Source organism: Mycobacterium sp. DL99 (genome assembly GCF_004762045.1).
In the GTDB taxonomy this organism is placed as follows: domain Bacteria; phylum Actinomycetota; class Actinomycetes; order Mycobacteriales; family Mycobacteriaceae; genus Mycobacterium.
This window is the reverse complement of the sequence record NZ_SJOM01000007.1, coordinates 607,559-622,229: the sequence shown is the minus strand read 5'-3', so window position 1 is coordinate 622,229 and position 14,671 is coordinate 607,559. Positions and strand designations below refer to the sequence as shown.

Annotated in this window: 17 protein-coding genes; 10 read left to right on the top strand and 7 right to left on the bottom strand. The window is 65.4% G+C overall.

The genetic code is table 11. The features are described 5' to 3' along the window. Positions 1-2: 2 nt before the first annotated feature. Genes EYZ64_RS03150 through EYZ64_RS03140 form a run of 3 tightly spaced genes read right to left on the bottom strand, consistent with a single transcriptional unit; the run spans position 3 to position 2,001 of the window. Entirely contained in the window at positions 3-482 is a 480-nt protein-coding gene (locus EYZ64_RS03150) for an OsmC family protein (protein WP_135451822.1), read from the bottom strand. Positions 483-516: 34 nt separating this feature from the next. Beyond that, positions 517-1,383, bottom strand: coding sequence for a LysR family transcriptional regulator ArgP (locus tag EYZ64_RS03145; RefSeq protein ID WP_135451821.1), 867 nt, complete (start codon positions 1,381-1,383; stop codon positions 517-519). Positions 1,384-1,392: 9 nt separating this feature from the next. Then, positions 1,393-2,001 (bottom strand): TetR/AcrR family transcriptional regulator, encoded by a 609-nt coding sequence (locus EYZ64_RS03140; RefSeq protein WP_167857687.1) that lies wholly within the window; start codon positions 1,999-2,001, stop codon positions 1,393-1,395. A 228-nt stretch (positions 2,002-2,229) separates the two neighbouring features. On the opposite strand from EYZ64_RS03140, the gene EYZ64_RS03135 reads away from it, so the two are divergent. From EYZ64_RS03135 to EYZ64_RS03125, 3 genes are all read left to right on the top strand, one after another. Beyond that, positions 2,230-2,472, top strand: a complete 243-nt coding sequence (locus tag EYZ64_RS03135) for a hypothetical protein (protein WP_135451819.1) — start codon at positions 2,230-2,232, stop codon at positions 2,470-2,472. A gap of 75 nt (positions 2,473-2,547) precedes the next feature. After that, positions 2,548-3,765 (top strand): sensor histidine kinase, encoded by a 1,218-nt coding sequence (locus EYZ64_RS03130; RefSeq protein ID WP_135451818.1) that lies wholly within the window; start codon positions 2,548-2,550, stop codon positions 3,763-3,765. Then, on the top strand, positions 3,762-4,424 hold the full coding sequence (locus EYZ64_RS03125) for a response regulator transcription factor (RefSeq protein WP_135451817.1): 663 nt from the start codon (positions 3,762-3,764) through the stop codon (positions 4,422-4,424). Before EYZ64_RS03130 ends, EYZ64_RS03125 begins: the two co-directional genes overlap by 4 nt. A gap of 27 nt (positions 4,425-4,451) precedes the next feature. Here the strand turns inward: EYZ64_RS03125 and EYZ64_RS03120 are convergent, their stop codons facing one another. Next, positions 4,452-4,700, bottom strand: coding sequence for a WhiB family transcriptional regulator (locus EYZ64_RS03120; RefSeq protein ID WP_353653701.1), 249 nt, complete (start codon positions 4,698-4,700; stop codon positions 4,452-4,454). A 122-nt stretch (positions 4,701-4,822) separates the two neighbouring features. Next, entirely contained in the window at positions 4,823-6,544 is a 1,722-nt protein-coding gene (ctaD, locus tag EYZ64_RS03115; RefSeq protein ID WP_135451816.1) for an aa3-type cytochrome oxidase subunit I, read from the bottom strand. Between the two features lie 256 nt (positions 6,545-6,800). On the opposite strand from ctaD, the gene EYZ64_RS03110 reads away from it, so the two are divergent. The 6 genes from EYZ64_RS03110 (at position 6,801) to EYZ64_RS03085 (ending at position 12,109) form a co-directional block, all read left to right on the top strand. Next, positions 6,801-8,300: a bifunctional aminoglycoside phosphotransferase/ATP-binding protein gene (locus EYZ64_RS03110; RefSeq protein WP_135451815.1), complete on the top strand. Its 1,500-nt coding sequence runs from the start codon at positions 6,801-6,803 to the stop codon at positions 8,298-8,300. Positions 8,301-8,475: 175 nt separating this feature from the next. Next, entirely contained in the window at positions 8,476-9,150 is a 675-nt protein-coding gene (gene crp / locus EYZ64_RS03105; RefSeq protein WP_135451814.1) for a cAMP-activated global transcriptional regulator CRP, read from the top strand. Between the two features lie 61 nt (positions 9,151-9,211). After that, a complete protein-coding gene (locus EYZ64_RS03100) occupies positions 9,212-9,712 on the top strand; it encodes a MarR family winged helix-turn-helix transcriptional regulator (RefSeq protein ID WP_135451813.1) in 501 nt (166 codons plus the stop codon). Between the two features lie 14 nt (positions 9,713-9,726). Then, complete coding sequence (locus tag EYZ64_RS03095) at positions 9,727-10,143, top strand: DUF5313 domain-containing protein (RefSeq protein WP_135451812.1); 417 nt, start codon at positions 9,727-9,729, stop codon at positions 10,141-10,143. Between the two features lie 62 nt (positions 10,144-10,205). Then, positions 10,206-10,853: a GntR family transcriptional regulator gene (locus EYZ64_RS03090; protein WP_286174588.1), complete on the top strand. Its 648-nt coding sequence runs from the start codon at positions 10,206-10,208 to the stop codon at positions 10,851-10,853. Beyond that, on the top strand, positions 10,850-12,109 hold the full coding sequence (locus EYZ64_RS03085) for an MFS transporter (protein WP_135451810.1): 1,260 nt from the start codon (positions 10,850-10,852) through the stop codon (positions 12,107-12,109). Before EYZ64_RS03090 ends, EYZ64_RS03085 begins: the two co-directional genes overlap by 4 nt. A gap of 187 nt (positions 12,110-12,296) precedes the next feature. On the opposite strand, the gene EYZ64_RS03080 is transcribed toward EYZ64_RS03085, so the two are convergent. Then, positions 12,297-12,968, bottom strand: a complete 672-nt coding sequence (locus tag EYZ64_RS03080) for a DUF4262 domain-containing protein (protein WP_463740669.1) — start codon at positions 12,966-12,968, stop codon at positions 12,297-12,299. Here EYZ64_RS03080 and EYZ64_RS03075 point away from each other — a divergent pair. After that, complete coding sequence (locus EYZ64_RS03075; protein WP_502703003.1) at positions 12,850-14,376, top strand: serine hydrolase domain-containing protein; 1,527 nt, start codon at positions 12,850-12,852, stop codon at positions 14,374-14,376. The two genes, EYZ64_RS03080 and EYZ64_RS03075, sit on opposite strands and share 119 nt — an antisense overlap. Here EYZ64_RS03075 and EYZ64_RS03070 read toward each other — a convergent pair. Next, positions 14,373-14,669 (bottom strand): cytochrome C oxidase subunit IV family protein, encoded by a 297-nt coding sequence (locus EYZ64_RS03070; RefSeq protein WP_210115455.1) that lies wholly within the window; start codon positions 14,667-14,669, stop codon positions 14,373-14,375. The two genes, EYZ64_RS03075 and EYZ64_RS03070, sit on opposite strands and share 4 nt — an antisense overlap. Between the last annotated feature and the right edge of the window lie 2 nt (positions 14,670-14,671).

Below are 14,671 nucleotides of genomic sequence, written 5' to 3'. Positions count from 1 at the left end.
GCTCAGCTCACTTTGATGATGGGATCGGCAGTCACGGGAAAGTTGACCGAGTTGGCGATGAAGCACATCCGGTGGGCTTCGTGATGTAGTTCGGTGGCATCACCGGCCCGCTCCGGGTCGGTGATGGTCACCTGCGGCCGTAGCGTGACGTCGGTGAAAACGCCGCTGCCCTCGGCGTTCTCACTCATGGTGCCCGCCGGCCGATCGCTGTAGGCGGTGACGATGATGCCCGCTTTGGCGCACAGGGCGAGATACCAGAGCATGTGGCACTGGGACAGGCTGGCCACGAGCAGCTCTTCGGGGTTCCAGCGCTGCGGGTCCCCCCGGAAGGCGGGATCGGCGCTGCCCGGGATCACCGGTTTGCCGGGCGTCTCGACACCGGACAAGTCGTGATCGCGGGCGTAGTCGCGGTAGCCGCTGGTGCCCGAACCGGTGTTGCCGGTCCACGTCACCTCGACCTCGTATCGGTGTGTCCTACTCATCGCCACCTCTCACTCCGTTGAATTCGCGCCAACCTCAACCGGCCCGTCCGCGCAGGGCCCCCGCCGCACCGCGAACCGCAGCCGTGATGGCCTCGACGGTGCGGCTGTCGAGCTTCCAGCACTGCCAGTACAACGGCACGTCCAGGTGTTGCTCGGTGATGCGGACGAAGTCGTCGTCGACCAGTTCCTCGGGGTACATCCCCCAGCCCAACCCGGCCCGCACCGCGGCGCCGAATCCCTCGGCGGTCGGGATGTAATGGATAGGCCTGAGGACATCCTTGCGGAACGCCTTGCGCACCAATTGATCCTGCAGCGCGTCATCGCGGTTCCAGGACAGCGAGGGCGCCGCCTCCGCGGCGTCGCAGGTGAATCCGTCGGGCAGGTAGTTCTGCACGTACTCCGCGCTGGCCACCGGCACGTAGCGCATCGCCCCCAACGGGTGCACTCGGCAACCCGGGACCGGGCGCCGCTCGGTGGTCACCGCTCCCATCACCACGCCTTCACGCAGCAGCCGCGCCGAGAGGTCTTGATCCTCGATCCTGATGTCGAACAAGAACTCGGCGGCCTGGGCGAATACGCCGGTGAACCAGGTCGCCATCGAATCGGCATTGACCGCCAGCGCGATCCTGGTGCGGTGCGCTGAGCCGCCACCCATCTCCGCAAGCGTCTCGGATTCCAACAGTGCCGTCTGAGCCGCCAGCCTCAGCAGTGGAATACCGGCAGCTGTTGCTGTGCAGGGTTTTTCGCGGACCACGAGCACCTGGCCGACACGTTGCTCCAGCGCCTTGATGCGCTGGCTGATCGCCGACGGGGTCACATGCAGACGCTGCGCGGCCGCGTCGAAGCTCCCCAGCTCGACCACCGCGGCGAAGGCAGCGAGCTGCTGGCCGTCGATCTGCACGCAACGATCCTAGTCGAGCAGGGCCTCGTCGCCGCGCAAACCGCCGCCCGTGAACCGGACGAGCTGGGCGACCCAACCCCGGTCGAGGCCGCCGGGCCCGAGGGGGCGTCCGTAAAGGGCCAGATCAGAACTGGCGAGCGCACCGATCATCGAAAAGATGGCAATTGTGCTGCGCTGCTGACCTTCTCTGGTCTGAATGTCCGGCACCGCACGACCTGCCGCGGCAAAGAACAACTCCGGCAGACTCGGCGCCCCCGCCAACTGGTCGAGCCAGATCTGGTCTTCATCCAAGGCCAGCTGATTCATCACCTTGAGCCAGCGCAATCCGCCAACCGGATCCTCGTCGAGCAGCCTGACGTAGGGCGCGATCAGCGCCTCCACGACGTCGTAGACACCAATCTCGTTCCCCGACTGAGCCACCCGCACGAGTTCCTGGACGACAGCATCGAACACGGTCAGGGCGCGCCGCCGGGCCACCTCCAGCACCAGGTCCCGCTTGGCGGGGAAATGGTAGGCCACTGCGCGACTGGCCACGCCGGCCTCGCGGGCCACCGCGCGCGACGCCACCGCGCCGATCGACGTCTCGGCGAACATTCGCTCGGCGGTGTCGATGATCAATGCGCGGGTGTCGACGTCACGCCGCGGACCACGTCTGCGGGTCGAACTCGGGACCACAGCACGAGCGTAATCACTTGCGGCCTGATCGTCCTGTGGTCGGTGCAGATCTCCTACTACGGTCGTAGGTCAAGATCGGCCGGCAGCGCGATGCGGGCTGACCTGCATTCTTCATAGCGTCGAGGCATGACACGAGCACAGCGTTCCCCAGCTATCTCGATAGCGAATTCCATGACAGGTGTCGCCCGTGGATGGACGGCGAAAGACGCCGTTTTCGCCCCGCCGGCGACAACCCCAGCGATCCCGGTCGGCCCGTATCGTCGGGAGGGCGGCCGCTGGCGGCGCGCCCTGGCCGCGGTGCGCGCGGCACTGGCCACCGTGCCCCGACCCGACCTCCAGCAGCCGTACTACCCGCCGCTGCGGGAAGGCTTCGTCGAAGACGCCGCGATGGCACGCGAGATGTGGCGACTCTGAGTGCTGAAATCCGACCCCAGAAAATCCGACCCCAGTAGGAGGCGCGGCGGCATGCTCACCTTCTACGATCGGAACATGCTCGGCACCATCGCGCGCGGCATCCGTGCGCACGTGCGCCGGCGGGGGTACGCCCTCCCGGTGGGCTACAACTGGGCCTTCGTGTTGGCGTTCGACGCCACGGTGATCGGTGCCGGCGCGGTGGCCGTGTTGCAGCGCCCCACGGCCGACCTTCCGGCGGGCCTGCTCGCGCTCGTCGTCTGCGTTGCCCCCTTCGCGTTGTTCTACCTGTCCGGCGTCGATTTCAAGGCTCCGATCGTCTGGGCGACCTGGACCACCGCGACCGCGGTGCTGCTGTTCGCGACGGCCACACCCATCGCCAATGATTTCGCCCCGCTGATCGCGGTGCTGATGGTCGGCGAGGTCGCCTCGCTGGCCGGGGTGTGGGGTGGATTCCTGGCGTCGCTGACCGCGGCCGCACTGCTGCTGACCGCCGCCTCGCAACACCGGCTCGACGCCCTGCCGTTGTATGTGGGGATCCTCGGGATGGGTTGGCTGGTGGGCTATCTCGTGCACACCCAGCAGCAACTCATGCGTCAGCAACAGGAGGCACAGGCCGCGCAGGCACTCCACGCCGCAGCCGATGAGCGGCGGCGTATCGCCCGCGAGGTGCACGACGTGATCGCGCATTCGCTGAGCGTGACCCTGCTGCACGTGACCGGGGCGCGCCGCGGACTGCAGCAGGACCGCGACGTCGACGACGCCGTCGAGGCACTGGAGCAGGCCGAACGGCTGGGCCGTCAGGCCATGGCCGACATCCGGCGCACGGTCGGACTACTCGACGGCGCCCCGATGAGCACGGCTCCCGAACCAGGAGTCGACGACATCAGTTGCCTGGTGGACGATTTCGTCCGCGCCGGGCTGAACGTGCACTTCGATGCCAGTGGCCGCACCGATGTCGTCTCAGCGGCGGTGGGTTTGGCGCTGTACCGCATCGCCCAGGAGTCCTTGGCGAACATCGCCAAACACGCGCCCGACGCAGAATCAACTGTGTTACTGAGGATTTCCAGGACATCGGCGACATTGACGATCGACAACCGACTTCCGGTCGCCGCGCTGGCGGGCCGGAGCGGCCGGCGCGCCGAGGGCCGCGGCGTGAGCGGCATGCGGCAACGCGTCGAACTGCTCGGCGGGATCATCAGCGTCGGCCCGGCCGACGACCGATGGTCGGTCCGCACGAATATTCCGTTGGAAGACACCGACCGGGCACCCCGATGGTGCCCCGTGGTGTCATGACCAACGCCATAGCCGAGGTCGCCGTCCTCCTGGTCGACGATCAGGATCTGGTGCGTTCCGGGCTGCGACGGATTCTGCGACGCAAGGACGGCTTCACGATCGTCGCCGAATGCGCCGACGGCGATGAGGTGCCCGACGCCGTCACCCGGTACCGCCCCGATGTGGTGGTGATGGACCTCCGAATGAAGCGGGTCGACGGGATCGAGGCCACCCGTCAGGTAACTGCGGTGGACGGGCCTCCGGTGCTGGCACTGACCACATTCAACGACGACGAGTTGCTCTCGGGTGCGCTGCGCGCGGGCGCCAGCGGGTTCGTGCTCAAGGATTCCTCGGCCGAGGAGCTGATCCGGGCCGTGCGCGCGGTGGCGCAGGGCGACAGCTATCTCGACCCGGCGGTGACCTCACGGGTGCTCACCACCTACCGCAAGTCGGCAGCGCCGCGTCGTGCGGTCGCCGTCGGTGACCTCACGGCCCGAGAGCTCGATGTGCTGACGCTGATCGCCAAAGGGCATTCCAACGCCGAGATCGCCGATGAACTCAGCATTTCCGGACTCACCGTCAAGAGCCACATCGGCCACATCTTCATCAAGCTCGACCTGCGTGACCGCGCCGCCGCGATCATCCACGCATACGACACCGGGCTGGTCTCTCCCCAGTGATCCGGGGTTTGCATGCGACGCCGTCGTTCACGGTTCTGTCCTTTCGGGTGACTGCATCGCGTCACTGCGCTCATCGGCTGTCAGCCCGCCCCAGATCCCGTGTTGTTCAGGGAATCTCAGGGATTGCTCGCGGCACGCGCGTTTCACAGGGCAGGTACGGCATATCGCCTTGGCCCTGAATACACGCTGTTCTCGCGCCTTCGCCCTTTCGCGGTCGGGGCCGAAGAACACCAACGGGTCGACGTCGCGGCAGTTTCCAAGTGCTCGCCATTCCAAGGATGACAACTCGAGTACCCCCGCTCGCAGTGGTGTCCGACGGTCTGGGGCGTGCCCCGCCTCAGGGGGATGGGAGGAGGCGGGGCACGCGGCTTTTCGGTGAACTCATCCGAGGACTCTCGTCATCGCGTGCTGTCCTCCAGTTCTCTGGCATGGCTGCGGCCGACATGTGCCTCGGCGCGCATCCGCTCGACCATGTGCGGGTAGTGCAGCTCGAACGCCGGTCGCTCCGAACGGATCCGGGGCAGCTCGGTGAAGTTGTGTCGCGGCGGCGGGCAGGAGGTCGCCCACTCCAGCGAGTTGCCGTAACCCCAGGGGTCATCTACCGTCACCGGCTCGCCGTAACGCCAGCTCTTGAACACGTTCCACACGAACGGCAGGAGCGAGACACCGAGGATGAACGATCCGATCGTGGAGATCACGTTGAGCGTGGTGAAGCCGTCGCTGGGCAGGTAGTCGGCGTAGCGACGCGGCATGCCCTCGTCACCGGCCCAGTGCTGCACCAGGAACGTGGTGTGGAAGCCGATGAAGGTCAGCCAGAAGTGCAGCTTGCCCAGGCGTTCATCGAGCAGACGTCCGGTCATCTTCGGGAACCAGAAGTAGACGCCCGCGTAGGTGGCGAACACGATGGTGCCGAACAGCGTGTAGTGGAAGTGCGCGACGACGAAATACGAGTCGGTGACATGGAAGTCGATCGGCGGGCTGGCCAGCAGCACGCCCGACAACCCACCCAGCAGGAAGGTGACCAGGAAGCCGACCGAGAACAGCATCGGCGTCTCGAACGTCAACTGACCCTTCCACATCGTTCCGATCCAGTTGAAGAACTTGATACCGGTCGGCACCGCGATCAGGAACGTCATGAAGGAGAAGAACGGAAGAAGTACGGCACCCGTCGCGTACATGTGGTGTGCCCACACCGCGACCGACAGCGCCGCGATGCTGATGGTCGCGTAGACCAGCGTGGTGTAACCGAAGATCGGCTTGCGGCTGAAAACGGGAATGATCTCCGAAACCACACCGAAGAACGGCAGCGCGAGAACATAGACCTCGGGGTGGCCGAAGAACCAGAACAGGTGCTGGAACAGCAGCACACCGCCGTTGGACGGGTCGTAGATGTGCGCGCCGAGGTGGCGGTCGGCCGCCAGGCCCAACAGCGCGGCGGTCAGCAGCGGGAACACCATGACCACCAGCATCGAGGTCACCAGGATGTTCCAGGTGAAGATCGGCATCCGGAACATCGTCATGCCCGGTGCACGCATGCACACGACGGTGGTGATCATGTTGACGCCACCGAGGATGGTGCCCAGACCACCGACGGCCAGCCCCAGGATCCACAGGTCAGCGCCGGCTCCGGGCGAGTGGATAGCGTCGGTCAGCGGGGTGTAGGCGGTCCAGCCGAAGTCGGCGGCGCCGCCCGGGGTGATGAAGCCGCCCAGGGCGATCAGGGCGCCGAACAGGAACAGCCAGAACGACAGCGCGTTGAGGCGGGGGAACGCCACATCGGGCGCGCCGATCTGCAGCGGCAGCACCAGGTTGGCGAACCCGAACACGATCGGGGTGGCATAGAACAGCAGCATCACCGTGCCGTGCATGGTGAACAGCTGGTTGAACTGTTCGTTGGACAGGAACTGCAAGCCGGGTTCGGCCAGTTCGGTACGCATGAACAGCGCCATCAGGCCGCCGATGCCGAAGAACGTGAAGCAGGTGACGCAGTACATGATGCCGATCAGCTTGTGATCGGTCGTCGTGATGAGCTTGTAGATCAGGTTGCCCTTGGGGCCCATCCGTTCCGGAAAAGGACGACGTGCCTCGAGTTCTCCGATTGGCGGCGCTTCGGCAGTCACCACAGCTCTCCATTTCTATCCCCCTGCGTGAGCATGTTCGCTCCGAGAACACTGGCGTGTTCGCGCAGTCAGGAGAAGGGCCATTAGTCCTCAACCTCAGACCCGCCGAGTTGTTTGGAATCTCCCAAGATCAGCTGTGCTGCAATGTGACTCACATGGCATGCATTGGACAGCGTGCGCCGTGCCACGGTTCCCGGACGCCGGATAGGGTCGAACGGCACTACCGAGACATGCCCGCGTTGAGTGAACATGGGTTATGGACACATCAGCTTTGCCGACTTCGTCGCAGACCGCTGAGTCCGCGGCCGGCAGCGTCGCAGCGGAGATTCACGAGACACACACCGGGATCGTCGCCTTGGTCGGCGACAGGGCTTACAAAGTCAAAAAGCCCGTCGTCACGGACTTTCTCGATTTCCGCTCGGTCGAGCGCCGCGATGAGGTGTGCCTCCGTGAGGTTTTTCTGAACCAGCGATTGGCGCCGGACAGTTACCTCGGGGTTGCCCACTTCACCGACCCACAGGGCGGCCCACCTGAGCCGGTGATCGTGATGCGGAGATACCCCGACGCGCGCCGGCTGACGTCGATCGTTGTCGGTGGCGAGCCCGCGCTACAGCATCTGTCGGCGATCGCCCAAGCCATAGCGCGCTTCCATGCCAAGGCTGATCGGTCAGAAGACATCGATACCGCTGCCAAGATTCCCGCGATTACCCGCCGTTGGCGGGACAACCTCGCCGAACTGCGCCGATACGAAGGAACCACACTGCCCGCGGAATCGCTGGCCGAGGTCAGCCGGCTGGTTGAGCAGTTCATCGACGGCCGCGACGCGTTGTTCGCCGACCGGATCAGCGATCGCCGAATCATCGACGGCCACGGCGACCTGCTGACCGGCGACATATTCTGCATGCCGGACGGTCCGGCGATCCTTGACTGTCTTGAGTTCGATGACGGGCTGCGCCACGTCGATTGCACGGACGACGTGGCATTCCTGGCGATGGACCTGGAATTCCTGGGTCGCAACGACCTGGCCGACTTCTTCATCGCTGAGTACCGACGGATCTCCGGGGACACCGCACCGACCGCGCTGGTGGACTTCTACATCGCCTACCGCGCCGGGGTCCGCGCCAAGGTCGACTGCATCAGAATCGATCAGGGCAACGAGAGCGCCGCCACCGACGCGCGGCATCATCTCGACATTGCTCTCGATCACCTCCGTAAGGGGGCGGTGCGACTGATCCTCGTCGGCGGCGGTCCGGGCACCGGAAAGACGACACTCGCGCACGCGCTCGCTCAACAGCTGTCCGCGCAGGTCATCTCCACCGACGATGTGCGCCGCCAATTGCAGGCGGATGGCCTGCTCGGCGGCGCTGCGGGCATCTTGAACGAGGGCCTCTACAGCAGCGACAACGTCGCCGCCGTCTACGACGCCGTACTTCAGCGGGCCCAGCAGGCTCTGGCCGGGGGCAGATCGGTGATCCTCGACGGCACCTGGCGCGATCCGGATCTCCGCCGACGCGCGCGGCAGGTAGCGGCCGAACAGCACTGCCCCACAGTGGAATTGGCCTGCACGGTGCCCATCGACGAAGCCAAGGAACGCATCGTGCAACGGCAGGTCACCAACTCAGATGCCACACCACAGATCGCGGACGGGCTGGCCGCCGGCGGCGCCGAATGGCCCGACGCCCACGTGATCAACACGCGCCAGACCCTGGCCGACTCTGTCAGCGAAGCCCAGCGGATCTGCTGCTCGGCCATCTGATGTCGATCGAATCAACGGGATGGCCGAACCCACGCCGATCCCGGTACCCGGAGTCCGCACAGGCCCCACATGACGTAGCGCACATTCCTTGTAAGGTGGAATCGCGGTCGCATTTTCAGCGTGACCTGCGTAAACGTTGCGAGCAGCCGATTTCGGCACTTATCGAGGGGTAAACATGAACGAAGTGCTGGCGCGCGCCGGCATCTTCCAGGGTGTGTCACCCGATGCTGTGGCTGCGCTGGTCCAGCATCTGGAGCCGGTGACCTTCCGCCGCGGCGAGGTGGTTTTCGCCGAGGGCGAGCCCGGCGACACGCTGTACATCATCACCGCCGGCAAGGTGAAGATCGGTCGCAAGTCGGTGGACGGGCGCGACAGCCTGATCACGCTGATGGGCCCGTCGGACATGTTCGGCGAGCTCGCCATCTTCGATCCGGGTCCGCGAACCTCGACGGTGACCGCGCTGACCGAGGTGAAAACGGTCGTGATGAGCCGCAGTGTGTTGCGGAGCTGGATTGCCGATCGGCCTGAGATCGCCGAACAACTCCTGCGCGTGCTGGCCCGCCGGCTGCGCCGCACCAACGACAATCTGTCCGACCTGATCTTCACCGATGTGCCGGGCCGGGTGGCCAAGCAGCTGCTCTACCTGGCGCAACGGTTCGGCAGCCGCGACGGCACCGCGCTGCGCGTCGACCACGAGCTGACTCAGGAAGAGATCGCCCAGCTCGTGGGGTCCTCGCGGGAGACGGTCAACAAGGCGCTGTCGGACTTCGCGCAACGCGGCTGGATCCGCGTGCAGGGCCGGAGCATCCTGATCGACAACGCCGAGCGATTGGCCAAACGCGCGCACTGAACGTGAGCGTGTGATCACCCAGACATTGTTAGTGCCCTAACTATTAGGGTACTTTCAGTTTGTGTCCGTAGTATCCGAAGCGCCGGAGCTCAGCTCCGATCCGTTGGCCCTCGAACGGCAGGTCTGTTTCGCGCTGGCCGTCAGCAACCGCGCCGTGCTCGCCGTGTATCGCCCGCTGCTCGAGCCGCTGGGTCTGACCCACCCGCAGTACCTCGTGATGCTGGCGCTGTGGGATCACCAACGGTCCGTCTCGGGAGGCACACCCCCGCTCTCGGTCAAGGAGATCGCCGCCGCGCTGCAACTCGATTCGGCGACGCTCTCGCCCATGCTCAAGCGACTGGAAGCCCTGGGCCTGTTGACCCGCAGCCGCCGGGCCGGCGATGAGCGCGCGACCGACGTCGAGCTGACCGAGGCCGGGATCGCCCTGCGTGAGCGGGCACTGGCCATCCCACCCGCGGTGGTGGAGCGCCTGGGCGTCGACATCGCCGAACTCGAAGAGCTGCATCGGGTGTTGACCCGCATCAACGTGGCTGCACTGGCGGCCAATTCACTCACCGATTGACACCAGGAGCCCCCATGGCCAAGGACCGTCCCAACTTCTTTCAGTACATCGCCTACTGCTACGGCAAGCGACTGCCCGATTCCATGCGCGAATGGGTGGCCCATGACCTGGCCGACCATGGCGCGGTGCGCCGGCATCTGATCCGGATGGCGATCCCGCCGCTGTTCGTACTGGCGCCACTGTGGCTCCTGCCCGCCTCGCTGTACGTGCACATCGAGATGACCGTGCCGATCTACATCTGGGCCATCTTGATGGCGCTCGCGCTCAACAAGATCTGGCGCCGGCACCGGCTGGCGCAGCATGGCCTCGACCCCAACCTGGTCGACGAGATCCAGTACAAGAAGGACCAGCGGAAGCACGAGGAGTACATCCGCCGGTTCGGACCGCGTCCGGAATCGTCCAAGTACCAGGCCAACAGCAGCCCCTTCTAGGCGTTTCCCCTGGATAGACCCCTTGCATGCAAGCTTGCATGCAAGGGGTACCCTGGTCTTTCGTGGACCCGGACGAGAAGTCGAGCAACAGCCAACGCGTCTACCGGATGACCAAGGACCAGATCCTCTCCGGTGAGTTTCGAGGCGGGCAGCTGCTCAGCGAGGTAGAGGTGGCGACGCAGCTCGGCGTCAGCCGCACACCCGTGCACGAGGCGTTTCTGCGCCTGGCCGCCGAGGACTTCCTGGATCTCGTGCCGCGGCGCGGCGCCGTCGTCGTACCGGTGTCCGCGCAGGAGGCCACCGATCTGCTGGAGATGCGCCTGGCGCTCGAGACCGCGGCGGTGCGTCGGTTGTGCCGGTCACCGGAGTCCATCGACACCTTGTTCGGTGAGCTGACCGAGTTGGTGGAGCGGCAGCGCCACGGCGCGGCGATCGGCGACGCCGATCAGTTCGCGGCCGCCGACGACGCGTTTCACCGGCGGATCGTGGAGGTCGCCGGGAACACGATCGCCGGCCGCTTCTACGGGTCGCTCAGCGACCGGCAGCGTCGCATGATGGCCGACGCGGCCCGTTCGGACTCGGCCCGGTTGACCGAGTTGATCGGCGAGCACGCGGACTTGGCCGACGCCATCGGGCGGCGCGATGTGGCCGGTTTCGAGGGCGCATTGCTGGCGCATCTGGAGGCTACCTACCGGGTGGCGCTGGCATGACCGCTGTCGCTTTCGACTCCCGTGAGGCACCGGATCAGATCCGGCATCGCCTTCAGCCCTGGCTCGCCGTGGCCATCGCGATCTTCTGCATCGGTTGGGGCGGAAACCAATTCACCCCGCTGCTGATCGCGTATGCCCAGCACTCCGGCTACACCCGGGTGGACGTGGACATCCTGTTGGGCGCCTACGTACTCGGCCTGATCCCGGGCCTGCTGATCGCCTCGACGTTGTCGGACCGCCACGGTCGACGCAACGTGATGGCCGCCGGTGTCATCAGTGCGGCGCTCGGCAGCCTCGTGCTGGCCATCGGCGACTACTGGGGCTTCCCAGCCCTGTTCGTCGGCCGGCTGTTCAGCGGAGCGGCGGTCGGTATCGCGATGGCGGTCGGATCAGCCTGGATCGCTGAGCTGTCCAGGCCGCCGTTCGACGACGCCCCGGCCGGGGCCGGTGCGCGACGTGCCTCGATCTGCCTGTCATTGGGCTTCGGGGTCGGGCCATTGTTCGCCGGGCTGCTCACCGTCTACGCTCCGCTGCCGCTGGTGTTGACGTACCTGGTCCATGTGGCCCTGTGCGTGCCGGTGCTGTGGGCGGTGTGGAATCGCACCGTCGAGACCCGTGAGCGCATGGCCTCGCGGCCCTTCCTGGACGGATTGAAGGTGCCCGCCGCCGGACACCGCCGGTTCCTTCATGTCGTTGTTCCCATGGCGCCGTGGATCTTTGGTTCGGCAGCCATCGCGTATGCGGTGGTGCCGGCACTCGTCGCCGACCAACTCGGATCATGGGCCCTGCTCTATACCGTGGGGTTGACCGTGCTGACGCTGGGCTGCGGTGTGGCGATCCAGCCGGTCGCGCGCCGACTCGACGACGTGTCCAGCTCCCGTGCCGTGGTGGTGTCGATGGCATTGATGGCGTTGGGTATCTTCGCCGCCGTGGCCACTGCCGTCACACGCTCGGCGCTCGTCGCCCCGCTGGTCGCGATGCTGCTCGGCAGCGCGTACGGAATCGCGATCGTGTCAGGTCTCCTTGAGATCCAACGCATTGCGCCGCCTGATGAGCTCGCCGGGATCTCCGGGGTCTACTACTCCCTGGCCTATCTCGGGTTCCTGCTGCCCGCGGTGCTGGCTGCGCTGGCGCACTGGTTCAGCTATCCGGTGATGCTGAGCGCGGTGGGACTGTTGGCGATTGTCTGCACGGCAGTGTGCGCGTCAGGGTGGGCGAAGCATCTGGAGCCGCGGACACCGGCTGTCAATCGTTGACATAGCAGGATTCCACGTTTGCCGTGCGGAATGGCGAAACTCATTGCGCGCGACCACTACACCTAGGATTACTGCTCGATATTGACCGCAATCCTAGGTACAACACCTCGAAGTTCATGTCGACCTTGTTCACTTCGGCACACTGTCATGCTCGGTGCACCTCGCTGCCGTGTGGACAGATCGCACCCTATTCCGGCAACAGCTTACGAACGCCTAGTACCGGTTGCCGACATCGACCGTGACTCCATCCACGGTCCCATGGCCAACGACCACGATCGTCCGTCCACACGAGTTGGAACGCACGAATACGCGGACTGCAGAGCTCGACGGCGAATTTGAGATGGACATCCGGATGCTCAACCTCAACCACCTCGAAGAGAAACTCGTCCTGATAATCGATGTGCATCGCCGGTTGCAGGAACGTGCCGTCCTCGGTGATCTGATGGGCAAGTGAGTTCAGCACGCGCGCAGAAGCCTGCGCGGGCATGCCCGTGATCAATAGCTCCGGCAAGCCCATGTCGTGCAGGCCTACGGTGTAGGCATACGGGCGTTTGTCGTTCTCAACAAACTGGACTGCCCACCCGTGGTCCTTGATGATGTCCCGCAGGATGTCCAAGTAGTCATCGGTAGTGCCGTTGGGATTGTCGCACTGCCAGCACATGGCCGCCCCTTCCGTGGTCGATAGGAGCCACTGTGCTCCCGTCCACCGACAACGCTCGCGGGGCACGACTACCGTCGATCTGGTGACGGTGTCGCGATCGCGTCTTACCCAGCTCTTCGCCGTCGGCACCATCATGTTCACGATCGCCGCAACGACTTCGTGCGGACGTCCGACACCCCCACCGCCAGCCAGTTCCACGTCGACCACGACCGCACCAACGACCACCGCGCCAACGCCCACCTTGGCCGCCGTCGTTCCTACAGGTGACTTCACCCCGGTCTCGAAACTCGTCAACGACAACATCACGGCCCATCGCCTGCCCGGAGCCGTGGTGCAGGTCGGGCACGGCGGCAACGTCGTCTTCCGCCAGGCGTACGGCTCGCGCAAGCTTGACGGCGAACCGGGACTGGACGGAGTACCTGCCCCCGCCGAGCCGATGACCGAGGACACGATCTTCGACCTCGCCTCGTTGTCGAAGAGCATCGCGACGACGACGGCCTTCATGCAGCTCTACGAACAGGGCAAGGTCAAGTTCGACGACCAGGTACAGACCTACCTGCCGGACTTCAACCCCACCAACGACCCACGCCGCGCGCAGGTGACCGTTCGCATGCTGCTCACCCACACGTCGGGCATCGCCGGCGATCTGAGCCTGGACGGTCCGTGGGGGCTCGACAAGGCCGACAAGACCGAAGGCATTCACCGTGCGCTCGGCGCATGGGTCGTGTACGAACCCGGCGCGCTCTTTCACTACTCCGACATCAACTTCATTCTGGTGGGCACGATCATCGAGCGGATCACCGGCCAGCCCTTGGATACGTATGTGCAGGACAATGTCTTTGCACCGCTTGGGTTGTCAGAAACGCACTACCTTCCGGCCACCAAAGCCTGTGGCCCGCACCAGGTCCGGGGCACCGCCGTCGCCTTCGATCCAAGCGCACCCAAAGTGAGCGACTGCCCGGAGGGTACGTGGAGTACCGACCTCCTGCCCCGCATCGCACCGACAGCGCTTGACGAGGACACCCCGGGCATCAACCCCGACTACGGCCACCCGTTGCGCGGGACCGTGCACGACCCGACGGCACGCCGCATGGGTGGGGTGGCCGGCAGCGCCGGGGTGTTCTCGACGGTGAACGACATCGGCCGGTTCGCGCAGGCCCTGCTCGATCGTCTCGCCGGCCGCCCGAGCACCTTTCCGCTGAAGCAATCGACCGTGGAGTTGATGACGACTCCGCAGCAGCCCGGACACACCGCCGAACAAGTCGAAGCGGCCAACACCGCCACTCGGCAAGCCATCGAAAACGCCCCCAACACAACCGATCCCCTGCTGGCGCCGCACTATCCGGCAATCGACGGGCAGGACCTCCGCGGCTTCGGCTGGGATATCGATACCGCCCACTCCCGACCGCGCGGGCTGATCTTTCCCGTCGGCAGCTTCGGCCACACCGGATTCACCGGCGTGACGCTCTGGATGGATCCCGGATCAGACACCTACGTCGCCGTCCTGGCGAACGTCATCCATCAACGCGGTGGTCCGCCGATCACGAAGCTGAGTGGCGACGTCGCCACCGAAACCGCCCGGGCGCTCCATCTGTACGGCACCTAGCCGGCGACCGCTGACCCGACGAAGTAGCTGCCCAGCAGGAAGATTCCGATGAGGACAACCCATCCGTCGGTGACGCGGCAGAGCAACGCCGGAGCGTGCCGCACCTCCATGAATTCCCGGAAGATGATGCGCACCTTGATCAGTGCGATGGCGATCGCGCTGACGGTGACGATGGTGCTGGCCCGCAGCGTCCCGTCCTGGTCGACGGCTTCGTCGAGCCACACGTAGACGAGTGTCATCGCCGTCAGGATCGCCCAGACGATCAGCAGTCTTGTGTTGCTCTTGGTGCGCACCA